This window comes from Geodermatophilus sp. SYSU D00867 (genome assembly GCF_054050315.1).
Genome location: NZ_JBJGZC010000008.1, coordinates 35,145 through 58,725, shown reverse-complemented (window position 1 = coordinate 58,725; position 23,581 = coordinate 35,145). Strand labels below are relative to the sequence as shown.

Sequence of the window (23,581 nt, the reverse complement as noted above, 5' to 3'; positions counted from 1 at the left end):
ACTCCGGGGCGACAGAGGTTCACAGCAGTGAACACCTCGACCACCCGGGAGGACCCGTGTCGCTCACCGCCACCCGCCCCAGGCCCCGCCGGCGCCCGTCGAGCTGCCCACCGGAGGAGAGCTGGCGCGGCGCGCCCGCGCCGACGGGATCGAGTTCGTCATGGCGCTGTTCGTCGACCTCACCGGCAAGCCCTGCGCCAAGCTGGTGCCGGTCGAGGCGGTCGAGGAGCTGGAGACCGAGGGCGTGGGTTTCGCCGGCTACGCGGTCGGCGCGATGGGGCAGGAGCCGAGGGACCCCGACCTGATGGCCGTCCCCGACCCGTCGTCCTACATGCCGGTGCCCTTCATCCGGCCGGGGCTGGCGATCGTGCACTGCGACCCGCACGTGGAGGGCCGGCCCTGGCCGTACGCGCCCCGGGTGCTGCTCAAGGCGCAGCTGGCCCGCGCCGCCGAGCTGGGCCTGGAGCTCAAGGTCGGTGCCGAGGTCGAGTACTTCCTCGTCGAGCGCGGCCCGGACGGCGCCCTGCGGCCGGCCGACCCGAAGGACACCGCGGCCCGGCCCTGCTACGACGCCCGCGGGCTGACCCGCATGTACGACCACCTGACCGAGGTGTCCAAGGCGATCAACTCGCTGGGCTGGGGCAACTACGCCAACGACCACGAGGACGGCAACGGCCAGTTCGAGCAGAACTTCGCCTACTCCGACGCCCTGACCACCGCCGACCGGGTGGTCACCCTGCGCTACCTGCTGTCGGTGCTCGCCGAGCAGCGCGGCATGACCGCGACCTTCATGGGCAAGCCGTTCACCGACCGGACCGGCAGCGGGCTGCACATGCACCTGTCGCTGTGGCGGGACGGTGAGCCGGCCTTCCCGGACCCCGCCGACCCCCGCGGCCTGGGTCTCTCCCCGCTGGCGTACTCCTTCGTGGCCGGTCTGATCGAGCACGCCTGCGGCCTGCAGGCGGTGCTCGCCCCGACGGTGAACGCCTACAAGCGCACCGGCGCCAGCTCCACCCGGTCCGGCGCGACCTGGTCCCCGCGCACGGCGTCCTACGGCGGCAACGACCGCACCCACCTGCTGCGCGTCCCCGACGGCAACCGCGTGGAGCTGCGCGGCGGTGACGGCTCGGCCAACCCCTACCTCGCCGCGGCGGCGGCGCTGGCCGCCGGCCTCGACGGGGTGCGCCGCGGCCTGGACCCCGGCGACCCCGGCGCCACCACCAGCAGCCCGCTGCCGCCGACGCTGCTGCACGCGGTCGAGGCGCTGCAGGCCGACCCGGTGGTCGCCGCGGCCCTGGACGCGGCCGGGCCCGGGGTCTGCGAGTACTTCGCCGGCCTCAAGCGCGAGGAGTTCTTCGAGTGGCACGGGCAGGTGACCCCCTGGGAGGTCGACCGCTACGTGACCGCGTTCTGACCCGACCGACCGACGAGAGGAACCGTCCTGCGATGTGCGGGATCGTCGGGCTCCACCTGCGGGAGCCCTCCCTGTACCCCCGGCTGGGCGAGCTGCTGACCGGCATGCTCTGCCAGGTCACCGAGCGCGGCCCGGACTCCGCCGGCGTCGCCGTCTACGGCGACCCGCGCTGGTCCCCGGTCGGCGAGGCGTCGGTCTCGCTGCTCACCGGCGACCGGACCGCCGACGACGTCGCCACCGCCGTGCGCGCCGCCTTCCCCGAGGCCGGGGTGGTGGACGCCGGCCAGACGCTGGTCGTCCACGCGGCGACCGACCCCGGCGCGCTCGCCGCCGCCGTCCGCGAGACCGTCCCGGGCGCGGTGGTCATCGGTGCCGGGGAGGAGGTCGCCGTCCTCAAGGGCGTCGGGCACCCGCAGGCCCTGGCCGCCGAGTTCGGCCTGGCGGCCGCGCAGGGCTGGCAGGGCGTGGCGCACACCCGGATGGCCACGGAGTCGGCGGTCACCCCCGCGCACTGCCACCCCTTCTCCGTCGGGACCGACCAGTGCCTGGTGCACAACGGCTCCTTCGCCAACCACGCCACCATCCGCCGCGAGCTGCGGGCCGCCGGCGCGGTCTTCGACAGCGACAACGACTCCGAGGTCGGCGCCCGCTTCGTCGCCGCCCAGCTGGCCGCCGGCTACGACCTGGAGAAGTCGCTGAAGCTGCTGTGCGAGCGCTTCGACGGCTTCTACACGCTGCTGGTCAGCACCCGCGACAGCTTCGCCGTCGTCCGCGACGCCATCGCCTGCAAGCCCGCCGTCGTCGCCGAGACCCCGCAGTGGGTCGCCATGGCGTCGGAGTACCGCGCCCTGGCCGGCCTGCCCGGCGTCGAGGCCGCCCGCATCTTCGAGCCCGAGCCGGAAGAGGTCTACGCATGGCAGCGCTGAGCACGACCGACGTCACGGTGGAGCCCGCCGTCGTCGACCTGTCCCTCACCGGCGTGCGCGAGCTCAACGCGGCCCTGCACGCCCCGGACGTCGCGGACAAGGCGTCCGCGTGGCGGGTCACCTCACCCGCCGGGCGGCACAACATCGCCGTCGGGCTCGACGCGGCGGTCGACGTCCGCATCGAGGGACACGTCGGCTACTACTGCGCCGGGATGAACCAGCTGGCGACGGTGACCGTCGAGGGCAACGCCGGGGTCGGGGTCGCCGAGAACATGATGAGCGGCACGGTGCGGGTCCGCGGCAACGCCTCCCAGTCGGCCGGGGCGACGGCGCACGGCGGTCTGCTGGTCGTCGAGGGCTCCGCGTCGGCCCGCTGCGGGATCTCGATGAAGGGCGTGGACATCGTCGTCGGCGGCGACGTCGGGCACATGAGCGCCTTCATGGGACAGGCCGGTCGGCTGGTCGTGTGCGGCGACGCCGGCGACGCGCTCGGCGACTCCCTCTACGAGGCCCGGATCTACGTCGCCGGATCGGTGAAGAGCCTCGGCGCGGACTGCGTGGAGAAGGAGGTCCGGCCCGAGCACCTGGCCGAGCTCACCGGCCTCCTTTCCGCGGCCGGCATCGACGCCGACCCCCGGGACTTCCGGCGCTACGGCTCGGCCCGCCGTCTCTACAACTTCCACGTCGACAACGCCTCGGCGTACTGAGGGGGATCCCCGTGCTCCGCGAGTCCGCGACCTTCGACCGCGCCACCATCGCCGAGATCCAGCGTGCGGCCGAGACCGGCATCTACGACATCCGCGGCGGCGGCGCCAAGCGCCGGGTGCCGCACTTCGACGACCTGCTCTTCCTCGGCGCGAGCATGTCCCGCTACCCGCTGGAGGGGTACCGGGAGCGCTGCGACACCGACGTCGTCCTCGGCGACCGCCACGCCACCTACCCGCTGCACCTGTCCACCCCGGTGACCATCGCCGGGATGAGCTTCGGCGCACTGTCGGGCCGGGCGAAGGAGGCGCTGGGCCGCGGCGCCAGCGAGGTCGGCACGAGCACCACCACCGGCGACGGCGGCATGACCCCGGAGGAGCGCGGCCAGTCCAAGCACCTCGTCTACCAGTACCTGCCCTCCCGCTACGGCATGAACCCCGACCACCTGCGGGCCGCCGACGCGATCGAGGTCGTCCTGGGCCAGGGCGCCAAGCCCGGCGGCGGCGGGATGCTGCTCGGCCAGAAGATCACCGAGCGGGTCGCCGGGATGCGCACCCTGCCCATGGGCGTCGACCAGCGCAGCGCCTGCCGCCACCCGGACTGGACCGGCCCCGACGACCTCGAGATCAAGATCGGTGAGCTCCGGGAGATCACCGACTGGGAGAAGCCGATCTACGTCAAGATCGGCGCCAGCCGCACCTACTACGACGTCAAGCTCGCGGCCAAGGCCGGCGCCGACGTCATCGTGCTCGACGGCATGCAGGGCGGCACCGCGGCGACGCAGGAGGTGTTCATCGAGCACGTCGGCATCCCGACGCTGGCCGCCCTCCCGCAGGCGGTGCAGGCGCTGCAGGAGGAGGGACTGCACCGGCAGGTCCAGCTGGTCGTGTCCGGCGGGATCCGCAACGGCGCCGACCTCGCCAAGTGCATGGCGCTCGGTGCCGACGCCGTCGCGATCGGGACCGCGGCGCTGGTCGCCCTGGGTGACAACGCCCCGCACCTCGACGCGGAGTACCGGGCGCTGGGCTCGGCGGCCGGCTTCTACGACGACTGGCAGGCCGGCCGCGACCCGGCGGGCATCACCACCCAGGACGAGGAGCTCGCGGCCCGCCTGGACCCGGTCGTCGGCGGCCGGCGGCTGGCCAACCTCATCCGCGTGATGACCATGGAGGCCCAGGTCATCGCCCGCGCCTGCGGCAAGGCGCACCTGCACTCGCTGGAGCCCGAGGACCTGGTGGCGCTCACCATCGAGGCCGCCGCGATGGCCCGCGTGCCGCTGGCCGGCACGTCCTGGATCCCCGGGCAGGGCGGGCTGTGAGCGACCTGCGGGTCGACGTCGCCGTCGTCGGTGCCGGCCTGATGGGCTCGGCGACGGCGTGGCAGCTGGCCCGGCGCGGGGTCTCCGTGGCGCTGGTCGAGGCCTTCGGCGCCGGGCACGTCCACGGCAGCTCGCACGGCACCTCCCGCATCGTGCGCCGGGCCTACGCCGACCCGTTCTGGGTCCGGCTGACCGGCCGCGCGTACGACGCCTGGGCCGAGGCCGAGGACGACACCGGGACGGCGCTGCTGCGGACCACCGGCGGCCTCGACACCGGCGCCCGACGCGACCCCGTGGGGCTGGCCCGGCTGATGGCCGCCGAGGGCGTGCCGCACGAGCTGCTGGCCGCGGGGGAGGCGGAGGCCCGCTGGCCGGGGATGCGCTTCGACGGGCCGGTGCTCTTCCACCCCGAGGGCGCGGTGCTCGACGCCGACGCCGCGGTCGCCGCCTGGGTGCGGCGCGTGCGAGGGCTCGGCGGCACCGTGCTCGAGCGCACCCGTGTCCTCGCCGTCGAACCCGGCGGAGGCGGCGCGCGGGTGGTCACCGACGGGCCGGAGCTGACGGCGGGCAGCGTCGTCGTCGCGGCCGGACCGTGGCTGCCCGAGCTGCCGCTCGGCCTCCCGCTCCCGCCGCTCACCGTGACCCAGCAGCAGGTCTTCCACTTCCGTCAGCGCGACCCCGCCGCCGCCTGGCCGACCTTCGTGCACAAGGGGGACCTGCAGTTGTTCGGCCTGCCCTCCGGCGCCGACGGAGGGCCGCGCCCGGCGGTGAAGGTCGCCCAGCACGACGGTGGCCGGCCGACGACGGCGTCCACCCGCGACGGCGTGGTCGACCCGGCCTCGCGCGAGCGGGTGACCGCCTTCGTGCGGGAGTGGCTGCCCGGCCTGGACCCGGAACCGGTCGCCCAGGGCAGCTGCCTCTACACCGTCACCCCGGACGAGGACTTCCTGCTCGACCGGGTCGGCCCCGTCGTCGTGGCCTCGCCCTGCTCCGGACACGGCGCCAAGTTCGCCGCCCTGATCGGGCGGATGGCCGCCGACCTCGCGCTCGGTGCGGCGGAGGTGGAACCGAGGTTCGCGCTGAGCCGGATGGGCTCCCTCGTCTGACGGAGGGGCTCCCGGTGACGCTCCGCCCCCGTGGGCCGGCGACCCGTGAGGGTCCGATGGGTCGCGGGGCAGGGCCGAGGTCCAGGGCCCGGCCCGGAGGGCGCCCTGGCCTCGCCGCCACCCGGTCGAGATGAGGCGTTCCGATGCCGAGGACGACGGGGGCTGTCCGGCTCTCCCCACCTCCGCCGCCTGCTGTCCTGAGGGCGGTGAACGTCGTCGTGCGGCCGCTGCTGGCCTCCCCGCTGGGACGTCGCATCGGGGGTGTCATGCTGCTCGAGTTCACCGGCCGGCGGAGCGGGCGTCGGATCAGGGTCCCGGTGAACCTCCACCTGGTCGACGGCGTCCTCACGGCGTCCACGGACGCGCCCTGGCGGTTCGACTTCGACGGGGGCGCGCCCGTCACCGTCCGGCACCGTGGTCGCGTCCACGAGACCACGGGCACGCTGGTGCCGACGACGCCGGACGAGAGGGGCCGGGCCGTCCGCGAGTCCCTGGACCACGGCGGGTCAGCGCAGCGGATGGGGATCAGGACGCCGCGCGGTCTCCGGCCGACGGCCGCCGAGCTCGCGGGCCCGGGACCGGTGTCGGGCACCTCGGTGATCAGGTTGGACTCCACCCCGCTGCCGGGCCGCGGCTGACCCGGCTCGCGGGCCCGGTGCAGCAGCCTGACCGCCGCCGGGTCGGGCGCCGCGCACCGGGCGGACGGTGCGCCGGGCCGCCCGACGGATCGTCGTCACGCCGGCCGGGCGGCTCGGCCGAGGACGGGCGCCGTCACCGCCGGAGGTCGGCGGGCTCGTCGAGCCGGCCGAGCTTGTGCGGGTTGCGCATCGCGTACAGCCGGCTGATCCGGCCGTCCTCGACGACGACGGTGATCGCCGTGTCGAACTCGCCGCCCGGGTCGATCCGCAGGGCCACCGCGCCGTTGACGAGCGGCGTGGTGATCTCCACGCCGGGCACGAGGTCGGCGAACCGGGACAGCGCCCGGGCCAGCCGTTCCCGGCCCGCGATCGGGCGCAGGACGGCCGGCGCCAGGCCCCCGCCGTCGGCGACCGCGACGACGTCGGGTGCGAGCACGTCCATGAGGCCCTGCAGGTCGCCGGCGGTGAGCGCGGCGAGGAACCGGTCGACGACCCGCTGCTGCTCGGCGCGGCTGACCGTCGTCCGCGGACGGCGCGCGGCCACGTGCTCCCGCGCCCGGTGCGCGATCTGCCGCACCGCGGCGGCCGACCGGCCCACCGCCTCGGCGATCTCGTCGTAGGGCACGTCGAACACCTCGTGCAGCACGAGGACCGCGCGCTCGGTCGGTGCCAGGGTCTCCAGCACGGTGAGCACCGCGATCGACACGCTCTCCGCCAGCTCGACGTCCTCGGCGACGTCCGGGCTGGTCAGCAGCGGCTCGGGCAGCCACTCGCCGACGTACTCCTCGCGGCGGCGGGCCACGGTGCGCAGCCGGTTGAGCGCCTGGCGGGTGACGATCCGCACCAGGTAGGCCCGCGGGTCGCGCACCGCGGCCCGGTCCGCCTCCGCCCACCGCAGCCAGGTCTCCTGCACCACGTCGTCGGCGTCGGCGGCGGAGCCGAGCATCTCGTAGGCGACGGTGAACAGCAGGCCGCGGTGGGCGACGAAGGGGTCCTCGGTCATGCCGTGGCGACGCCGTCCCGCGACGGGGCCGCCAGTGGCGGCAGGCCGCAGGACGCCGAGAACTCCTGCGACCGGATGCCGAGGGCGACGTTGCTGCGCGCGCTGGAGTTCATGAAGGCGATCCTGGCGGTCAGCTCCACCAGCGCGGCCGGTCCCAGCTCGTCCAGCAGGGCGGCCGACAGCTCGTCGGTCACGGCCGGCGGGGTCCGGCTCATCGCCTCGGCGTACTCCATGACCCGCCGCTCCAGCGGGGTGAAGACGGCGGACTCCCGCCAGCGCGGCACCTCCCGCACCCTGGCCTCGTCGAGCCCGCGGTCGCTCGCCAGGAAGTGGTGCAGGTCCAGGCAGAAGCCGCAGCCGATGGTGGCGGCCGCGGACATGGCCGCGAACGTCGCGAGGTGCGGGTCCAGCCGGTTCCAGGAGTCGACCCTGCGGCCGAAGGCCATCGAGTCCTTGAGCACCGCCGGGTGGTGCCACATGACGCCGGCGCCCTCGGGCACCTGGCCGAGCACCCGGCGGCTCATCGTCTTCAGCAGGGCCCCGTACAGGCCGGTGATCTCGGTCGCGGGGACCCGGGTGCCGCTCGCCATGTCTCCTCCAGGGTGTGCGGTGGCGTCGACATGGAGACACCGGTCGCGCCCCGCGTGTGACACCCCGGAGGAGACGGGGCGAGCAGCCTCCCGGCTACTGGCCCGACTTGGCGGGCGGGATCAGCGGGTCCGGCACCGGGCCGGCCGTCCCCCCGGTGGTCCGCGTGTCCGCGGCCGGGGTGGTCGGCGTCTCGACGTCGGCGTCCTCGAGGACGAACGCCTCCGCGACCGTCGGCGGGGTCGGGGGGACCACCGCGTCGGCGTTGCTGCCCGCGGCCACCGTCCCGGCGTCGACGGTGCCACCGACGGTGCCACCGACGGTGCCACCCACCGTGCCGCCGCCCGTGCCGCCGCCCGTGCCGCCGCCCGTGCCGCCGCCCCCCGACGCCTGCGCGGTGAGCTTGTCGATGCCGCCCTGCAGCGGGGCGGGCGCGGCCTCGCGGGCCCTCTCGAGGGTCTGCTGCACCTCCGGCCGGCCCAGCAGGTCCCGTGCCGTCTTCGCGATCTGCTCGTACCGCTCGCGCCCGGCACGCGCGCCCAGCACGAAGCCGACCCCGAGGCCCAGTCCCAACGACAGCTTGCCCATGTCTCTCCTCCAGTCGCTCGGTGGTTCTGCCGCCGCTACCCAGGAGGAGACGGGCCAACCCGTCCCGGCGGGCCGCTCACGCCGGCACGGGCACCCGCCGCGGGCTGAGTGCCTCGAGCGCGGCGTCCAGCTCGGCCACCGGCCGCCCCGGCGGCAGGACGACGACGGGCAGCTCGGCACCGGCCCCGCGCCAGGCGTCGAGCGTCGCCGCCGCGCTGCCGGCGTCGCCGTGCAGCAGCAGCTCGTCGACCAGCACCTCCGCCCCTGCGGGCACCTCCCCGGGCCGGGCGGCCGGCACCGCGTCGACTGCGGTGCCGAGACCGGCGCGGCGCATCGTCCGCGGGTAGAGGGGGCCCATCGCCGTCAGGTAGGTGGTCAGCCACCACGACGCCGTCGCCCGCGCGACCGCCGGGTCGTCGGCCACCGCCACCGGGATGCCGGGGCTGACCAGCGGCACCGGCCGCCCCACGCCCGCCGCGCCCTCCCGCAGCAGGGCGCGGCCCGCCGCCAGGCCGGACCGGGGGAGCAGGAACGGGTACCAGGCGTCGGCCACCTCCCCGGCCAGCCGCACGGCCTCCGGCCCGAGCGCGGCCAGGTGCACCGGGAGGCGCGGCCGCGGCGGCACGGCCAGCCGCAGCGGCCGCTGCCCGCCCGGCCGCGACGGCGTCACGCGCTCGCCGGCCAGCAGCGCCCGCACCTGCCGGGTGACCGCGCCGAGGCGGGCGACCGGCGCGGTGAACGGCTCGTCGTGCAGGCCCTCGGCGAGCTGCGGCGAGCCCGCGCCGAGGCCGAGGACGAACCGGCCGCCGGAGAGGGTGTCCAGCGACGACGCGAGCATCGCCAGGTGCGCGGGGCTGCGCCCCCACACGTTCAGGACACCGGTGCCGAGCCGGATCCGCCGGGTCCGCGTGGCGATCGCGGCGAGCAGGACCGGCGCGTCGTGCGCCCAGCCCTCGGCCAGCAGGAACGCCTCGTACCCCAGCTCCTCGGCGCGGTCGGCGAGGTGCAGGACGACGTCGGGACGGGTCTCCATCGGGGTCACGCCGACGGCGAGCCGCCGGGCCGGTGCGGTCATGGTGCTGCCCTCCTCGTGCGGGCCGGGATCGGGTCCGCGTCTGGTCGCGCTCCCGGGGCCGCCACTAGGGTCGGCCGCGCCCGTTGCAGTCCGCTTGCAGGCGAGGCAGCGATGACCGGTGCGACGCACCTGCACTTCCGGGTCCTGGGCCCGCTGCAGGTCGAGGACGGCTCGGGACCGGTCGCCGTCGGCGGGCACAAGCCGCGCACCCTGCTCGCGGCGCTGCTGGTCGCCCGCGGCGAGGTGGTGCCCGCCGACCGGCTGCTCGCCGCGGTGTGGGGCGACGCGCCGCCCGACGGCGCGGTCACGGCGCTGCGCGCCTACGTCTCCCGGCTGCGCGGCGTCCTCGGCGACGCCGCCCCGCTCCGGCACCGCCCGCCCGGCTACTGCCTGGAGCTCGACGGCGCGACGCTGGACGCCGTCGAGTTCGAGCAGCGCGTCCGCACCGCCCGGGCGGCCGCGGCCGCGGGCGACCCCGCGCGGGCGCTGGCCGACCTCGACGCCGCGCTGGCGCTGTGGCGGGGCGACGCGCTCGCCGAGTTCGCCGACGGCGACTTCGCCGGCGCGGAGGCCGCCCGGCTGACCGAGCTGCGCACCGGCGCCGCGGCCGACCGCGCCGACGCTCTGGTGGAGCTCGGCCGCGCCGCCGAGGCGGTGCCCGAGCTCGAGGCGCTGGTGCGCCGGCACCCGACGTGGGAGCGGCCGGCGGTGGCGCTCATGCGGGCGCGGTACGCCACCGGGCACCAGGCCGACGCGCTCGCCGCCTTCCACGAGCTGCGCACCCGCCTCGACGACGAGCTGGGGGTGGAGCCCGCCGCGCCGGCCCGGGAGCTGTACCGGCGGATCCTCGTGCACGACCCCGCGCTCGCCGCGCGGCCGCCGCCGGGCAACCTGCCCCGCCGGGCCAGCGGGTTCGTCGGCCGGGAGTCCGAGGTCGCCCGGGTGCTGGAGGCGCTGCGGGCCGGCCCGCTGGTGACGCTGACCGGCGTCGGCGGGACGGGGAAGTCCCGGCTCGCGGTGGAGGTCGCCGCCCGGGACCGCGCGCGGTTCGACGACGGCGTGTGGCTGTGCGAGCTCGCCGCCCTGCCCGACGGCAGCCCGGTCGGGGACGCCGTCGCAGCGGCGCTGCGCATCCGGCAGCGGTCGGGGCTGTCGGTCGAGGAGACCGTGCTCGACTACCTGCGCGGGCGGTCGCTGCTGCTCGTCGTCGACAACTGCGAGCACGTGCTGCCGCACGCCGCGGCGCTCGTCGCCGAGGTCGTCCAGCGCTGCCCGCGCGTGGTGGTGCTCGCGACCAGCCGGGAGCCGCTCGGGGTCGACGGCGAGCAGGTGTGGCCGGTGCCGCCGCTGCCGCTCGCGGACGCCACCGCGCTGTTCGTCCAGCGCGCCCGCGCCGCGACACCGGACTTCCGGCTGGACCCCGCGGCCGCCGACGCCGTCGCCGCCATCTGCAGCCGCGTCGACGGCCTGCCGCTGGGCATCGAGCTGGCCGCGGCCCGGATGCGGGTGATGAGCCCGGGCGAGGTGGCCGCCCGGCTGGAGGACGCCCCGCTGCTCGGTGGCGGGCGCGGGCCGGTGCCCCGGCACCAGAGCCTCGTGGCCGCGATCGAGTGGTCCTACCGGCTGCTGCCCGAGGACGAGCAGCGGCTGTTCCGCGGCATGTCGGCGTTCGCCGGCGGGGCCGACCTGCGCGCCGTCCACGCCGTCGCCGACCCCGCCGCCACCGAGGACGACGTCCTCGACCGGCTGACCCGCCTGGTGGACCGGTCCATGGTGGTGGCCCGCAGCGGGGTGCACAGCCGCTACGGACTGCTGGAGACCCTGCGGGCCTACGGCCGGGCGCAGGCCGGGGCCGCGGGCGAGTCCGCGGAGCTGGCCCGGCGGCACGTCGCCCACCACGTCGACTACGCCGAGCGGGCCGGCGCGGGGCTGCAGGGACCGGACGAGCGGGCGTGGGCGGAGGAGGCCCTCGGCGTCTACGACGACCTGCGCGCCGCGTTCACCCGCGCCGCCGCCGACCGGGAGTGGGACCTCGCCGTGCGGCTGGTCTCGGCCGTGCCCGAGCTGGTGCACCTGCGGGTCGGCTACGAGGCCTACGCCTGGGCCGAGCAGCTGCTGCCCGTCGTGGACCCCGGCCACCCGCTCTACCCGGCCGCCGTCGGCGCCGCCGCCCGGGGCGCGTGGAACCGCGGCGACTTCGCGCGCGCCCGGGCCACGGCCCGCCTGGCCGGAGGGCGGCTGCCGCTGCCCGGCACCGCCCGCATCGCCTACCCGGGCGACGTGCTCGCCGACGTCGCGCTCTACGAGGGCGACGTCGGCACCGCGCTGGCGCACTACGCGGCCGAGGCGGAGCGGGCCCGGGCCGACGGCGACCGGATCCGGCTGGTGTGGACGCTCTACTACGTCGCCGTGTGCCAGGCGGTCCGCCGCCGGCCGGAGGAGGGGCTGGCCGCCGCCCGGGAGAGCCTCGACGTCGCCGAGGCCACCGCCAACCCGACGGCGCAGTCGATGGGCCGCTACGCCCTCGGCCTGGTGCTCAAGAAGTCCGACCCCGACCGGGCGCTGGCGCTGTTCGACGAGGCCGGCGCGCTGGCCGCGGCCGTGCACAACTTCTGGTGGCACGGCATCGCGCTGATGGAGGCGGCCGCGACCCGGGCGGTGCACGGCGACCCGGCGGCGGCCGCCCGCGCGCTGCTCGCCGTCATCGACCACTGGGACCGGGTCGGCGACTCGACGCAGCAGTGGCTGGACCTGCGCTACGTGGCCCGGCTGCTGCAGCGGGTGGGCGCGGAGGCGGACGCCGCGGCCCTGCACGCCTGCCTGGTGGCGGCGGGCAAGCCGTCCCCGCTCGGCCCGCCCGCCGAGGGCGCACCCGCCGGCGACCCCCGCGCCGCGGAGGCGGCGGCGGTCGCGCAGGCCCGCGCCGCCCTCGGCCGGGTCGCCGCCGGGCAGGCCGGTGCATGACCGCTGCATCCGCGGTGCACGCGGTCTGCAACCCGCCGGCACCAGCGTCGTCGGCACACCGCGGGGACGTCCCCCCGCACGACGACGAGGAGCACTCCCGATGACCGACACCATCGACGCGACCGCCGACCGCGCGCTCAAGGCGAAGCACCGGGCGATGTGGGCGCTGGGCGACTACCCCTCCGTGGCCCGGGACCTCATCCCCGAGCTCGGCCGGGTCCTGGTCGCCGCCACCGGCGTGGGCCCCGGGGACCGGGTGCTGGACGTCGCGGCCGGCAGCGGCAACGCCGCCGTGCCCGCCGCGCTGACCGGGGCGGAGGTCGTGGCCTCGGACCTCACGCCGGAGCTGTTCCCGGCGGGCCGCGCGTTCGCCGCGCGCGAGGGCGCCGAGGTGACGTGGGAGGAGGGCGACGCCGAGGCCCTGCCCTACCCGGACGCGAGCTTCGACGTCGTCCTCTCCTGCGTCGGCGTGATGTTCGCGCCGCACCACCGGCAGGCCGCCGACGAGCTGGTGCGGGTGTGCCGCCCCGGCGGGCGGATCGGGCTCGTCAGCTGGACGCCGGAGGGCTTCGTCGGCGAGATGTTCCGGACGATGAAGCCCTACGCGCCCCCGCCGCCGCCCGGCGCGCAGCCGCCGCCGCTGTGGGGCGACGAGCAGCACGTCCGCGACCTGCTCGGCGACCGCGTCACCGACGTCGTCGCCCGCCGGCAGACCGTGACGGTCGGCGGCTACCCGTCGCCGGAGGCGTGGCGGGACTCGTGGAAGACGGTCTACGGGCCGACGATCGCGACCTACCGCAACGTCGGCGACGACCCCGAGCGGGTCGCCGCGCTCGACCACGACCTCGCCGCGCTGGCCGCCCGGTACGACCGCGGCACCGACGGGATCGTCCTCGACTGGGAGTACCTGCTGCTCACCGCGCGCCGCGCGTGAGACCACCCGGCCGGCGCCGGGGGATCCCGGCGCCGGCCCGGCACGAGAGGGGAGGGACGACGTGGTCGACGTCCTCGTCCGGCGCGACGACCCGCGGACCGTGCGCTGCGACCCGGGGGAGCCGCCGCGGACCGGGGTGCCGCAGGGCTCGGTGCAGTTCGCCGTCGAGCGCTTCGGGCTGACCGCGAACAACCTCACCTACGCCGTCCTGGGCGACGCCTGGCGGTACTGGGACCACTTCCCCGCGCCGGAGGGCTGGGGCCGGGTCCCGGTCTGGGGCTTCGGCCGGGCCACGGCCTCCGGCGTCGACGGCGTCGCGGCGGGGGACCGCTTCTTCGGCTTCTGGCCGATGTCGAGCCGGGTCACCCTCGAGGTGGCGGCGGGCCCGGGCGGCCTGGCCGACCGCTCGGCCGCCCGCGCCTCCCTCGCCCGGGTCTACGGCCGCTACGCCCGCGCCCTGCCCGAGACGGGCTTCCCGCCCGGGCTCGACGACGTCGCGGCGGTGCTGCGGCCGCTGTTCCAGACCGGGTGGCTGCTCGCCGACCGCGTGGCCCGCGAGGGAGCCGGGGTGGTGGTCCTGACGTCGGCGTCGAGCCGCACCGCCGTGTGCACCGCGGCGGCGGTCCGCGCGCACGGGGACCCGCCGGAGCTGGTCGGGCTGACGTCGTCCCGGCACGCCGCGGCCACGGCGGCGCTCGGCCTCTACGACCGCGTCCTGACCTACGAGGAGGTCGGGGCCCTGCCCGCGGACCGCGGCGCCGTGCTGGTCGACCTCGCCGGCGACCCGGACCTGCGCGCGGCGGTGCACCGCCGCACCGCGGGCGTCCTGCGGGCCTCGGTCGTGGTCGGCGCGACGCACTGGACGCGGGCGTCGTTCGCGAGCAGCGGCCTGCCCGGGCCCGAGCCGGAGGTGTTCTCCGCGCCGGCCGCGGCGGCCGCCCTGGACCCGTCGTCCGCCCGCCGGATCGCGGCCGCGTGGCCGGACTTCGCCGCGACCCGGGCGCCCGGGCTGCTGACCGTCGAGCACCGCACCGGGGCGCAGGCGGTCACCGAGGCGTGGGCGGCGCTGCTGGACGGCGACGTCGACCCGCGCCGCGGGCTGGTCCTCTCGCTCTGAGGCCTCAGCCCGGCTCGGCGCCTCAGCCCGGCTCGGCGCCTCGGCCAGGCTCCTCCGTCGTCCCCGGCTCCGGTGGGCGGGGCGCCGACGCCCGCTGCCCCTGCAGCTGCCGGCCGAGCTCGTCCCGCACGCGGTACAGCTCGGCCAGCACCTGCCCCCGCGCGGTGTCGCCGAGGGCGGCCGCCGCGCTCCGCAGCGCCGGGCCGTGGTCGCGCCAGTAGGCACCGACCGCCCGCGCCACCTCCCCGGGGTCGGCCCGGTCCCGGCCGGCCCGCCGGAGCAGCTCCTGGAGCCGCTCCAGCTCCGCTGCGGCGGCCGCCGCGGGGTCGGGGTCCCGGGGGCCGGTCACGCCGCCGCCTGCTGCGCGACCGGCGCGGTGCCGCCGCCTCCGCCGCCGCCCCCGCCGATGCCCTCGAGCAGGCGGATGAGCGCGTCGATGAGCTCCTGCAGCAGGTTGCCCAGGACGCCGCCGAGGTCGACGCCGTCGAGCAGCCCGGCGATCGCGCACAGCAGGTTGCCCAGCAGGTTGCCCGGGCCGGGGATCGCCTCGACGTCGAGCACCACCTCGTTGAGGTGCACGTGCAGGCCCAGCAGGTTCAGGTCCAGCGGCCCGAGGTTGAGGTCGAGGATCGGGCAGGGGGTGGGTTGCGTCATCGGGAGCACCTCGGCTCTGAGGAACTGCCGCCGGTGCGGCAGGTGCCCGACGCAGGGCGCGCGCACAGTGTGGGAGCGCCCGGGCCGGCCCGGAAGGCACCCGGTCCGCCGCCCGGAGCGGGCCGGGTGTGCCCGTCACCGTGCGCGCTCGACCACCCGCCCTTGGTGAGACGAGATCGTCCGTAAAGGGGTGCGGCGGGGCCTCAGCCGGAGACGGCGTCCACCACGGCGCTCACCCGGCGGGCGCGGGTCTCGGGCCTCTTCGCGTCGGCCACCGACCGCGCGTGCTCCTTGCGGGAGGTGTACGACAGCCGGTCGAAGGCCTCCCGCACGCCCGCCGCGGCCAGCGCCTCGGCCAGGTCCGGCGGCACCTCGACGGTGCGCTCGCCCCGGTCGAGGGCGACGACGACGTCGACGGTGTCGCCTATGGCCACCCCGAGGGCGGCCCGGCGCTCCTTGCTCAGCCCGATGAGGTTCTCGCCGCCCATCCGCGCGACCCGGCCCTCCACGGTCACCGTGCCGACGGTGACCCGGACGGGGAACGCCTTGGCGCCCCCGCCGAGGCCGGCGACCTGCTCGTCGGTCAGCACGACGGCGGCCGCCGGGCCGCGCGGTGCGAGGGTGGTGGTCAGCCGCAGCTCCTCGGTCACCGGGTCACCCTGGCGTCCCGGCGGTCGCGGCGGAAGCCCCTGTCATCCCCTCGGCCCACCGGCGGCCCGCTCGGCGAACCGCCGCTGCGCGTCCTCCAGCGCCGCGACGGCCTGGGCCCGGCGCTCCCACCCGCGGGTCTCGGCGGACTTCTCCGGCGTCAGCGCCTCGTAGATCTCGAAGAAGTGCCAGATCTCCGCGACCTGGTGGATGGGGACGTCCTCGAGCTCCTGCAGGTGCTCCATCCGCGGGTCGCTCGCCGGCACGCACAGCAGCTTCGCGTCCGGGCCGCGCTCGTCGTGCACCCAGAACACGGCGATGACCCGGGCGCGCACGAGGCAGCCGGGGAAGGTCGGCTCGCCGAGCAGCAGCAGGGCGTCGATCGGCTCGCCGTCCTCGGCGAGGGTGTCCGGGACGAACCCGTAGTCACCGGGGTAGCCGGTGGCGGTGAACAGCATCCGGAGCAGCCGGATGCGGCCGAGCCGGTGGTCGTACTCGTACCTGTTCCGCGAGCCCTTGGGGATCTCGACGATCACGTCGGCTTCCACGGGCACCCTCCTCCGGCCGGACCGCGAGGAGACCCTGGCCCAGGACCCGCTCCCCGGCAACCCGGCGGTCAGCGCAGGGGGACGAGGCCGGACTCGTGGGCGGCGATGACGGCCTGCGTCCGGTCCCGGGCGCCGAGCTCGCGCAGCAGGCTGCTGACGTGGGTCTTCACCGTCTGCAGGCCCAGGTACAGCTCGCCGGCGATCTCGCCGTCGGACAGCCCGCACGCCACCAGCAGCAGGACCTCCGCCCGCCCGGTGGGACGCGTGACCCGTTTGACCACGGGTGGTCCAGGTCACACCCGTCGGGCAGCGTCCCGAGACGGAGGAGGTCGGCGATGACCACCAGGGTGGAGAAGTCGATCCAGGTCGACGTGCCGGTCCGCACGGCGTACGACCAGTGGACCCAGTTCGAGGACTTCCCGCGCTTCATGGGCGGGGTCGAGGAGGTCCGCCAGCTCGACGACCGGCGCCTGCACTGGGTGGCCGAGATCGCGGGCGTCCGGCGGGAGTGGGAGGCGTCCGTCCTCGAGCAGGAGCCGGACCGGAAGGTCGCCTGGGCCGCCACCAGCGGGGCCACCAACGCCGGCGCGGTCCGCTTCGAGCCCGCCGGGCCCGACTCGACGGTCGTGTACCTGGAGCTGGAGTACGAGCCCGAGGGCGTCGTCGAGCAGGTCGGCGACAAGCTCGGCATCGTGGAGCGGCAGGTCCGGTCCGACCTGGAGCGGTTCAAGGCGCTCGTCGAGAGCCAGGGCCACGCCACCGGGGCCTGGCGCGGCTCGATCGGCGAGGGGCTCGACGTCGGCACGCCCACCGCGGAGACCGCTCACGGGTCGCGCGGGGACAGCGGCAAGGCGGGCGTGTCCGGAACGGCCGTCGCGGCCGGGGTCGCCGCGGTGGCCGGAGCGGCGGCCGCCGGCGTGGCCGCGGCCACCGCGGGCTCGTCGGGCTCGTCGGGCCCGTCGGGCTCGTCGGAGGGCGGGCAGCAGGAGGTCGGGACGGAGACCCCGGAGGGCGTCGTCCAGTCACCGGAGGTCACCCAGGTCGAGCAGCCGCCGCCGGATGCCGTCGTCCGGGACGACGTGCTCGTCCCGGAGTCCCACCCCGAGGGCTACACCGCCGGGCCGTCCACGGAGGGCGTCGAGCGGGGCGTCCGTGACGACGGCGACGACCCGATGATCGGGGGCGGCAGCCGCTGATCACCGGGTCACCTCGGCCGGTCCCGGTACGCCGTCGCCGAGGAAGGCGGCGAGGGCGGTGCCCTCGGCCTCGACGTCGTCCCGCTCGGCCGGCGTGAGCCGCCGCAGCGGCTGCACGGTCACCGCCACGCCGCCGTCGTCCCGGTCGCGGGTCGTCCAGGTGGCGGCCACGGTGCCGTCGACCAGGACGAAGCGGGCTCCGGTCACGCTCAGGCCGCGGTGCTCGTCGGCGATCAGGCGGGACCGGTCGTCGTAGCCGAGGACCGCGTTGTCGAACGCGGGCAGGAAGCGCACCGGCGCGGGCTCGTCGCGGTCGGGGAGGAGGCCGTCGGGGACGTCGAGCAGCTCGCGGCCGCGCTCGTCGCGGGAGGTCCGCAGCCGCGGCCGCAGCCGGGCGACCACCGCCGGGAGGCCGCCCAGTCCGCTCCAGGACCGCAGGTCCGCGGTCGCCGCCGGCCCGTACGCGCGCAGGTAGCGCAGCACCAGGTCGTCGAGGACGTCGTCGGGCGGCCCGTCCTCGGCGTCGCGCCCCAGCCAGGCGCGCACCGTGGTGTTCCGGGCGGGGGCGCGCTGCCGCCACAGTCCGCGCGGCGGGACCTGCACCAGCGGCACCAGGCTGGACAGCGCGTCGCCGAGGTCGCGGGCCGCGGCGTCCGGCCAGCGGTCGCCGACCAGCCGGCCGACCTCGGACAGCAGCCGCGGCGCCTCGGCGAACCGCGGTTCCCCGGCCGCGGCGAGCTCGCCGAACTCCACGCCGGGCAGCCGGCGCCCGAGGGTGCCGCGCGCCCGGGCGACGAGCATCGACCGGTGCACCGGCCGCAGGCGCAGGCAGTCCCCGGCGGTGACCAGGTGCAGCGTCCGGCGCATGAGCAGCGTGCGGACGACGCGGCGCGACTCCAGCAGGTCGTCGAGCCCGGCCGGCCGGAACGCCGTCAGCCGCGACCACAGCCCGACGAAGGGCTCCTGCGGCTCCTGCGCCTGCAGGCCGACCAGGTGGCCGACCGCGTCGAGGACGCCGCGCCCGTCCCGCCGGAGCAGCAGCTGCCGGGCGAGCGTGGCGCGGCCGAGCGCGCGCCGGTCGAGCACCTCGGCTCCCCGGCGCGCGCCCACCCCCGCTGTCTACCGCGGGGGACCGACGGGATCAGGCGGCCAGCGGGTGGTGGTGGCAGCGGCCGCCGCTGGTGGCGCGGGCGGCGCAGGGTGCGCCGGCCCTCGTGACGCCGCCGGTGTCGCCGCAGCGGGCCGGCCGGGCGGCGGGCTGCTCGACGACCTGCTCGGCGGGCAGCGCCGGGCGGGGGAAGGGGAGGACGACGGCGTCCCGCGTCCGGGCCGGCGCGGCCGGCTCGACGGCGGTGTCGACCCCGGTGTGGACGAGGGGAGCCGGGACCGGGCGGCCGGCGCGGCGGTGCAGCGCGGACGCGGCGGTCAGGCCGGCGGTGAAGGCGGCGAGTGCGGTGGCGACGTGGCTGGCGCGCATGCCCGGCTCATCGGCCGGCGGCGTCCCCGTGGGAAGGCCGCCGTCCCGTGCGTCCCAGCCGTCACGCCAGGTGCGCCTGCTTGGGCGCCAGCCCCCGCTCGGCCTCGGCGGCGACCTGCTCGCGGGAGGCACCGGTCGACGCCAGCACGACCGCGCCGACCAGCCCCTCCACCAGCGGCGCGGGGGAGAGGGTCACCCGCGACCGGACGTCGTCGTCGAGGAACTCCAGCGCGGTCTCGGCCGAGAGCACCGCGCTGCCGAGGTCCATGAGCACGACGACGCCGTCACCGGAGTCGGCCTGCCCGACCGCGTCGGCCACCGCGGCGGCGTCGGTGCCGAGCCCGCCGTCCTCGGTGCCCGCGGCGACCGCGATCGCCAGCTCCCGCCCGGGCAGCATCTGCCGCGCGAGCTCGACGGCGGCGTCGGCCAGCGCCCGGCTGTGCGAGACGACGACGAGGCCGACGCTCACGAGCGTCCCAGGGTCGCCGCGGCGGCCTCGACCAGCAGCGCCGTCGACGTCGCCCCCGGGTCCTGGTGCCCGGCGCTGCGCTCGCCGAGGTAGCTGGCCCGGCCCTTGCGGGCGACCATCGGCACGGTCGCGTCCCGGCCCTGCGCCGCCGCGTCCGCCGCCGCGGCGAGCGCGTCGGCCAGCGGCTTGCCCGCCTCCACCGCGGCGTCGAGGGCGTCGCAGGCCGGGCCGAGCGCGTCGACCATCGTCTTGTCGCCGGGCTCGGCCCTGCCCCGGGCGACCACGCCGTCCAGGCCCGCGCGCAGCGCCCGCGCGAACGCGGCGTCGTCGAGGTCGCCGTCGCCGGCCGCGCCGGCCATCCGCAGGAACAGCGTGCCGTACAGCGGGCCGCTGGCCCCGCCGACCTTGCTCACCAGGGTGGCGCCGGTCTTCTTGAGCAGCGCCGCGGCGTCGGCCGGCGGCGACTCGTCCAGCGTGGCGACGACGGCGGTCATGCCGCGGTCCATGTTGGCGCCGTGGTCGGCGTCGCCGATGGCCGCGTCGAGCGCGGTCAGCCGGTCCCGCTGCTCGTGCACGGACTCCGCGAACCGGCGCAGCCAGGCGGTGAGGTCCTCCGTGCCCACCGCCATGCTCAGGCCCCCCACCGCAGGCCCGGGGTGACCACCGGCGCGTCCCACAGCCGCAGCATCTCGTCGTCGGCCTGCAGGAGGGTGACCGAGCAGCCGGCCATCTCCAGGCTGGTCATGTACGGCCCGACCAGCGACCGGGCGATCCCGATCCCCGCCTTCTCCAGGATCGCGGCCACCTCGGCGTAGACCACGTACAGCTCGATGAGCGGGGTGCCGCCCATGCCGTTGACGAAGCAGATGACGCCGTCGGTGTACCTCCGGTCGGCGAGGATCGGCTCGACCAGCATCGCGGCGACCTCGCGGGCGGGAGCCAGCGGCACCCGGCGCCGGCCGGGCTCGCCGTGGATGCCGATGCCGATCTCCATCTCGTCCTCGCCGAGGGAGAAGGTCGGCGTCCCGGCGGCGGGCACGGTGCAGGAGGTGAGCGCCATGCCCATGCTGCGGCCGGCGTTGTCGACCCGCTTGGCCAGGTCGGCCACCTCGATCAGCGGCCGGCCCTCCTCGGCGGCGGCGCCGACGATCTTCTCCAGCAGCACCGTGGTGCCCACGCCGCGGCGGCCGGCGGTGTAGAGGCTGTCGGTGACGGCGACGTCGTCGTCGACGACGACGGTGGCCACCTCGATGCCGCTCTCGGCGGCGACCAGCTCGGCGGCCATCTCGAAGTTCATGACGTCGCCGGTGTAGTTCTTCACGATGTGCAGCACGCCGGCGCCGCTGTAGACGCCCGCGGTGGCCGCCTGCATCTGGTCGGGCACCGGCGAGGTGAAGACCTCCCCGGCGCAGGCGGCGTCGAGCATGCCGCGGCCGACGAAGCCGCCGTGCATGGGCTCGTGGCCGGAGCCGCCGCCCGAGACGATGCCGACCTTGCCCTGCACGGGCGCGTCGCGGCGGAACACCACCCGGTTCTCGTGGTCGACCCGGAGCAGGTCCGGGTGCGCCAGCTCCATGCCGCGGAGGGCGTCGGATACGACGTCGGACGGGTCGTTGATGAGCTTCTTCATCGTGCACCTGACCTCGGGGGAGTCGAGCAGGGACCGTCCCGGAGGCTAGGGCTCATGTGATCCGCGGCACAACGAGGCGGTGCCCCCGGGTGCAGGACGGAGCCTGCACCCGGGGGCACCGGGACGACGGGTCAGCCCCGGCCGGTGACGCGCGCGGCGGCCTGCTGGATCTGCCCGTAGTCGCCGTAGCGGGCGCCGACGACGTAGCCGGTGCCCAGGCCGGCCCCGAGCGAGGTGAGGCGGGCGACGCGCCGACCCCGCTTCCGGATGCGGTGGCCGACCTCGGCGACCTCCTCGGGCACCGCCTCGACCGCGCCACCGACCCTGGCCGCCGCGCGGAGGGCGGCCTGCCCGATCTCGGCGCCGGCCTCGGTGGCCCGGGAGACCACCGTGGACGTGAGCTCCGGGAGGGCGTCGAGGGCCTGCTTCGCGGCCTCCGCACCGACGCTGGCGCCGGTCTGCAGCGCCTGGCCCGTGGTGGCCAGCAGGGGAGCGGCCGCCGCGGCGCCGGTCCGGGTCACCTCGCCGACGCGCTGGGCGGCGGTCGCCAGGACGGGCCCGGCCGCGGACGCGCCGCCGCGGGCGGCCTCGCCGACACCGCGGGCGGCCTCGCTGACGAGGTGCGCGGCGTTGGCCACGGCGGGTCCGGCCGCGGACGCGCCGCCGCGGGCGGCCTCCCGCACCGACGAGGCGGCGTCGGTGACCACCGGGACTGCCGCGGCCACGAGGTGCTCCACCCGCGCCCGTCCGGCCGCCGGCACCGCCCGGGCCTGCCGGGCGGCCTTCCGCCCGGTCCGCCGGGCGGCCTTGCCCCCGCGGCGGGCGCGGCGGGACACCGTGGCGGCCGGCTGCCGGCGCCGCCGCAGCACCGCGAACAGCAGGCCGCCGAGCGCCAGCAGCGCGGCGAGCCCGCCCGCGGCCCCGCCGGCGCGGGCGGCCAGCGACCGGCCCTGGGGCTCGTCGGCGCGGCCGAAGTCCTCGTCGCCGGGCTGGGCCACCGGTGGCGGGGGCGGGAGCTCCTCGTCGGCGTCCGGGGTGGGCAGGGGCGCCACCTCCTCGCCGGACACCGCCACGGCAGTGGTCGCCGGCGGCTCCGCGTCGGGCGCCGGCAGCAGGGTCTCGGAGGTCTCGGTGCTCGCCTCGATGCCGTAGTGCCGGTACAGCGCGGACTCCTGCTCGGTGGTCAGCTCGCGGCTGTCGCCGAAGCGCGGGGCGCCGTCGACCAGCCCGCGGTCGACCACCACCTGCACCCGGTCGCCCTCGCCGGTGGCGTCGAACAGCGGGACGACGACGGTCGTGCCGGCCATGTCCGCGTACAGCCACTCCGGCCGGCCGGTTCCCTCGTCGGCGAGCAGGTGCGTCACCGTGCCGATCTCCGCGCCGTGCCGGTCGACCACCGTCCTGCCGACCCAGTCGACAACTGAGTCCCGTTCGGGCAGTGCCATGGTCGCCTCCCCACTTCTCGGGGCCGGGCCGGGGTGGCCCGGCGCTGCCGTCCGGGCGGCCCTACCCCGCTGGTCGCGGCCCCACCCGTGCCGATCACGGGAGGTCGCGGAGGCCGGTCCGGACCTCAGCGGACGCCCTCCACCGGCTCGGGGGACGGCGCGCCGACGCCGTGGCGGGCGAGGAAGTCCAGGGCGGCGCCGGCCACCTCCGCCCAGCCGGAGTCGGCGGCGAGGGAGTGGCCGCGGTCGGGGAAGGTGAGCAGCTCGGTGACGCCGGTGCCGTGCCGCCGCTGGATGCGGTACGCGGCGCGGACGCCGGCGGCCGGCACGGTGCGGTCCAGCCCGGCGGCCACGAGCAGCACCGGCCCGCGCTCCCGCCGGGTCTCGACGGCGGCCTCGCTGCGCGGCGTGAACGCGGCGGACCCCGCCTGGAACAGCGGCCGCGCGGGGGAGGGGATCGCGTACGCGTCCCAGAGACGGTCGGCCTCCTCGCGCGGCACCGCGCTGGCGAAGGCGCGCGCCCAGCTGTCCCGCGTGTGCGCCCAGGTGCCCGTCCGCAGACCGGGGCGCGAGAGCACCGGCCAGGCCGTGCGCAGCTGCGCCGGCGGCAGCACCAGGTTGCCGCGGAACTGCGCGGGCGAGAGCGCCACGCAGGCGCGGGTCAGGCCCATCCCGTGCAGCTTCTGCGCGACCAGCCCGCCGAACGAGTGGCCCACCACCACCGGTGCCGCGGGCAGCCCCGCGATGACGTCGGCGTGGTGCTGCGTGACGTCGCCGATGCCCACGCCGGCGACCGCCCCAGGGTGCGCCCGCGCCTCCTCGGCGGTGGCCGGCTCGCCCGGCCAGCCCGGCGCGACCGGGTCGTAGCCGCGGGCGGCGAACAGCTCCAGCCACGGCGCCCAGCTGCTCGCGTGCAGCCAGAGGCCGTGCACGAAGACGACGGGGACGGGGACGGGGGCGGCAGCGGTCACGGTGGTCCTCCGGGAGCGGGGTGCGGCCACCCGACCGGGCCGCGGACGCCGCGGACGCTAGGGGCGCACCCGCGACGGCGGCTGTGCCCTGCGTGACCGGTGCCGGACCCAGGCTGCCGAGCCCGCCGGGGCGACGGCCTTCCGCCGCCTCCCGCTCCCGGCCAGGA

General features: G+C 77.2%; 26 protein-coding genes. 10 read left to right on the top strand and 16 right to left on the bottom strand.

What is annotated here, in order from left to right; translation table 11 throughout:
• The first annotated feature begins 103 nt into the window (after positions 1 to 103).
• The 6 genes from glnT to ACI8AK_RS09265 all read left to right on the top strand — a co-directional run bounded on the left by glnT (position 104) and on the right by ACI8AK_RS09265 (position 6,107).
• On the top strand, positions 104 to 1,414 hold the full coding sequence (gene glnT / locus ACI8AK_RS09290) for a type III glutamate--ammonia ligase (protein ID WP_456956098.1): 1,311 nt from the start codon (positions 104 to 106) through the stop codon (positions 1,412 to 1,414).
• Positions 1,415 to 1,446: 32 nt separating this feature from the next.
• Complete coding sequence (locus tag ACI8AK_RS09285) at positions 1,447 to 2,340, top strand: hypothetical protein (RefSeq protein ID WP_456902256.1); 894 nt, start codon at positions 1,447 to 1,449, stop codon at positions 2,338 to 2,340.
• Positions 2,328 to 3,047: a GltB/FmdC/FwdC-like GXGXG domain-containing protein gene (locus ACI8AK_RS09280; RefSeq protein WP_456955970.1), complete on the top strand. Its 720-nt coding sequence runs from the start codon at positions 2,328 to 2,330 to the stop codon at positions 3,045 to 3,047. Before ACI8AK_RS09285 ends, ACI8AK_RS09280 begins: the two co-directional genes overlap by 13 nt.
• A gap of 11 nt (positions 3,048 to 3,058) precedes the next feature.
• Positions 3,059 to 4,363: an FMN-binding glutamate synthase family protein gene (locus ACI8AK_RS09275; RefSeq protein WP_456902258.1), complete on the top strand. Its 1,305-nt coding sequence runs from the start codon at positions 3,059 to 3,061 to the stop codon at positions 4,361 to 4,363.
• Positions 4,360 to 5,469, top strand: a complete 1,110-nt coding sequence (locus tag ACI8AK_RS09270; RefSeq protein WP_456955968.1) for an FAD-dependent oxidoreductase — start codon at positions 4,360 to 4,362, stop codon at positions 5,467 to 5,469. Before ACI8AK_RS09275 ends, ACI8AK_RS09270 begins: the two co-directional genes overlap by 4 nt.
• A 206-nt stretch (positions 5,470 to 5,675) precedes the next feature.
• Positions 5,676 to 6,107: a hypothetical protein gene (locus ACI8AK_RS09265; RefSeq protein WP_456955966.1), complete on the top strand. Its 432-nt coding sequence runs from the start codon at positions 5,676 to 5,678 to the stop codon at positions 6,105 to 6,107.
• A 133-nt stretch (positions 6,108 to 6,240) separates the two neighbouring features.
• Here ACI8AK_RS09265 and ACI8AK_RS09260 read toward each other — a convergent pair whose 3' ends face one another.
• The 4 genes from ACI8AK_RS09260 to ACI8AK_RS09245 all read right to left on the bottom strand — a co-directional run bounded on the left by ACI8AK_RS09260 (position 6,241) and on the right by ACI8AK_RS09245 (position 9,361).
• Complete coding sequence (locus ACI8AK_RS09260; protein WP_387986481.1) at positions 6,241 to 7,110, bottom strand: RNA polymerase sigma-70 factor; 870 nt, start codon at positions 7,108 to 7,110, stop codon at positions 6,241 to 6,243.
• Positions 7,107 to 7,700, bottom strand: a complete 594-nt coding sequence (locus ACI8AK_RS09255; protein WP_456955964.1) for a carboxymuconolactone decarboxylase family protein — start codon at positions 7,698 to 7,700, stop codon at positions 7,107 to 7,109. The genes ACI8AK_RS09260 and ACI8AK_RS09255 overlap by 4 nt, the downstream gene beginning before the upstream one ends.
• 94 nt (positions 7,701 to 7,794) lie before the next feature.
• Positions 7,795 to 8,286, bottom strand: coding sequence for a hypothetical protein (locus tag ACI8AK_RS09250; RefSeq protein ID WP_456955962.1), 492 nt, complete (start codon positions 8,284 to 8,286; stop codon positions 7,795 to 7,797).
• A gap of 76 nt (positions 8,287 to 8,362) precedes the next feature.
• The gene (locus tag ACI8AK_RS09245; RefSeq protein WP_456955961.1) at positions 8,363 to 9,361 is read right to left on the bottom strand and encodes an LLM class flavin-dependent oxidoreductase; all 999 of its coding nucleotides are present in this window, start codon (positions 9,359 to 9,361) and stop codon (positions 8,363 to 8,365) included.
• A 111-nt stretch (positions 9,362 to 9,472) separates the two neighbouring features.
• Here ACI8AK_RS09245 and ACI8AK_RS09240 point away from each other — a divergent pair, with 111 nt between their 5' ends.
• The 3 genes from ACI8AK_RS09240 to ACI8AK_RS09230 all read left to right on the top strand — a co-directional run bounded on the left by ACI8AK_RS09240 (position 9,473) and on the right by ACI8AK_RS09230 (position 14,376).
• A complete protein-coding gene (locus ACI8AK_RS09240; RefSeq protein WP_456955959.1) occupies positions 9,473 to 12,325 on the top strand; it encodes an AfsR/SARP family transcriptional regulator in 2,853 nt (950 codons plus the stop codon).
• A 100-nt stretch (positions 12,326 to 12,425) separates the two neighbouring features.
• Positions 12,426 to 13,259 carry a class I SAM-dependent methyltransferase gene (locus tag ACI8AK_RS09235; RefSeq protein ID WP_456955957.1) on the top strand — a complete coding sequence of 278 codons (834 nt, stop codon included), beginning with the start codon at positions 12,426 to 12,428 and terminating at the stop codon, positions 13,257 to 13,259.
• Between the two features lie 61 nt (positions 13,260 to 13,320).
• On the top strand, positions 13,321 to 14,376 hold the full coding sequence (locus ACI8AK_RS09230) for a DUF2855 family protein (protein WP_387986466.1): 1,056 nt from the start codon (positions 13,321 to 13,323) through the stop codon (positions 14,374 to 14,376).
• 22 nt (positions 14,377 to 14,398) lie between these two features.
• Here ACI8AK_RS09230 and ACI8AK_RS09225 read toward each other — a convergent pair whose 3' ends face one another.
• The 5 genes from ACI8AK_RS09225 to ACI8AK_RS09205 form a co-directional block, all read right to left on the bottom strand.
• Positions 14,399 to 14,725, bottom strand: a complete 327-nt coding sequence (locus tag ACI8AK_RS09225; protein WP_456955956.1) for a hypothetical protein — start codon at positions 14,723 to 14,725, stop codon at positions 14,399 to 14,401.
• Positions 14,722 to 15,030: a hypothetical protein gene (locus ACI8AK_RS09220; RefSeq protein WP_387986462.1), complete on the bottom strand. Its 309-nt coding sequence runs from the start codon at positions 15,028 to 15,030 to the stop codon at positions 14,722 to 14,724. The genes ACI8AK_RS09225 and ACI8AK_RS09220 overlap by 4 nt, the downstream gene beginning before the upstream one ends.
• A gap of 203 nt (positions 15,031 to 15,233) precedes the next feature.
• A complete protein-coding gene (locus ACI8AK_RS09215; RefSeq protein WP_456902268.1) occupies positions 15,234 to 15,680 on the bottom strand; it encodes a YdeI/OmpD-associated family protein in 447 nt (148 codons plus the stop codon).
• A gap of 42 nt (positions 15,681 to 15,722) precedes the next feature.
• On the bottom strand, positions 15,723 to 16,226 hold the full coding sequence (locus tag ACI8AK_RS09210; protein ID WP_387986457.1) for an inorganic diphosphatase: 504 nt from the start codon (positions 16,224 to 16,226) through the stop codon (positions 15,723 to 15,725).
• A gap of 68 nt (positions 16,227 to 16,294) precedes the next feature.
• Positions 16,295 to 16,507 carry a LuxR C-terminal-related transcriptional regulator gene (locus ACI8AK_RS09205; protein ID WP_456955954.1) on the bottom strand — a complete coding sequence of 71 codons (213 nt, stop codon included), beginning with the start codon at positions 16,505 to 16,507 and terminating at the stop codon, positions 16,295 to 16,297.
• Between the two features lie 54 nt (positions 16,508 to 16,561).
• On the opposite strand from ACI8AK_RS09205, the gene ACI8AK_RS09200 reads away from it, so the two are divergent.
• Positions 16,562 to 17,422 carry an SRPBCC family protein gene (locus ACI8AK_RS09200; protein WP_387986452.1) on the top strand — a complete coding sequence of 287 codons (861 nt, stop codon included), beginning with the start codon at positions 16,562 to 16,564 and terminating at the stop codon, positions 17,420 to 17,422.
• Here ACI8AK_RS09200 and ACI8AK_RS09195 read toward each other — a convergent pair whose 3' ends face one another.
• The 7 genes from ACI8AK_RS09195 to ACI8AK_RS09165 all read right to left on the bottom strand — a co-directional run bounded on the left by ACI8AK_RS09195 (position 17,423) and on the right by ACI8AK_RS09165 (position 23,414).
• Positions 17,423 to 18,532 (bottom strand): winged helix DNA-binding domain-containing protein, encoded by a 1,110-nt coding sequence (locus tag ACI8AK_RS09195; RefSeq protein ID WP_456955953.1) that lies wholly within the window; start codon positions 18,530 to 18,532, stop codon positions 17,423 to 17,425. It lies immediately after the preceding gene.
• A 31-nt stretch (positions 18,533 to 18,563) separates the two neighbouring features.
• Positions 18,564 to 18,899, bottom strand: coding sequence for a hypothetical protein (locus ACI8AK_RS09190; RefSeq protein ID WP_387986448.1), 336 nt, complete (start codon positions 18,897 to 18,899; stop codon positions 18,564 to 18,566).
• A gap of 61 nt (positions 18,900 to 18,960) precedes the next feature.
• Complete coding sequence (dhaM, locus tag ACI8AK_RS09185) at positions 18,961 to 19,368, bottom strand: dihydroxyacetone kinase phosphoryl donor subunit DhaM (RefSeq protein ID WP_387986445.1); 408 nt, start codon at positions 19,366 to 19,368, stop codon at positions 18,961 to 18,963.
• Positions 19,365 to 19,997 carry a dihydroxyacetone kinase subunit DhaL gene (gene dhaL / locus ACI8AK_RS09180; RefSeq protein ID WP_387986443.1) on the bottom strand — a complete coding sequence of 211 codons (633 nt, stop codon included), beginning with the start codon at positions 19,995 to 19,997 and terminating at the stop codon, positions 19,365 to 19,367. The genes dhaM and dhaL overlap by 4 nt, the downstream gene beginning before the upstream one ends.
• A gap of 2 nt (positions 19,998 to 19,999) precedes the next feature.
• Positions 20,000 to 20,998: a dihydroxyacetone kinase subunit DhaK gene (gene dhaK / locus ACI8AK_RS09175; protein ID WP_456955951.1), complete on the bottom strand. Its 999-nt coding sequence runs from the start codon at positions 20,996 to 20,998 to the stop codon at positions 20,000 to 20,002.
• Between the two features lie 131 nt (positions 20,999 to 21,129).
• Complete coding sequence (locus ACI8AK_RS09170) at positions 21,130 to 22,443, bottom strand: PRC-barrel domain-containing protein (RefSeq protein ID WP_456902272.1); 1,314 nt, start codon at positions 22,441 to 22,443, stop codon at positions 21,130 to 21,132.
• A gap of 125 nt (positions 22,444 to 22,568) precedes the next feature.
• Positions 22,569 to 23,414 carry an alpha/beta hydrolase gene (locus ACI8AK_RS09165; protein ID WP_456955949.1) on the bottom strand — a complete coding sequence of 282 codons (846 nt, stop codon included), beginning with the start codon at positions 23,412 to 23,414 and terminating at the stop codon, positions 22,569 to 22,571.
• Positions 23,415 to 23,581 lie beyond the last annotated feature (167 nt).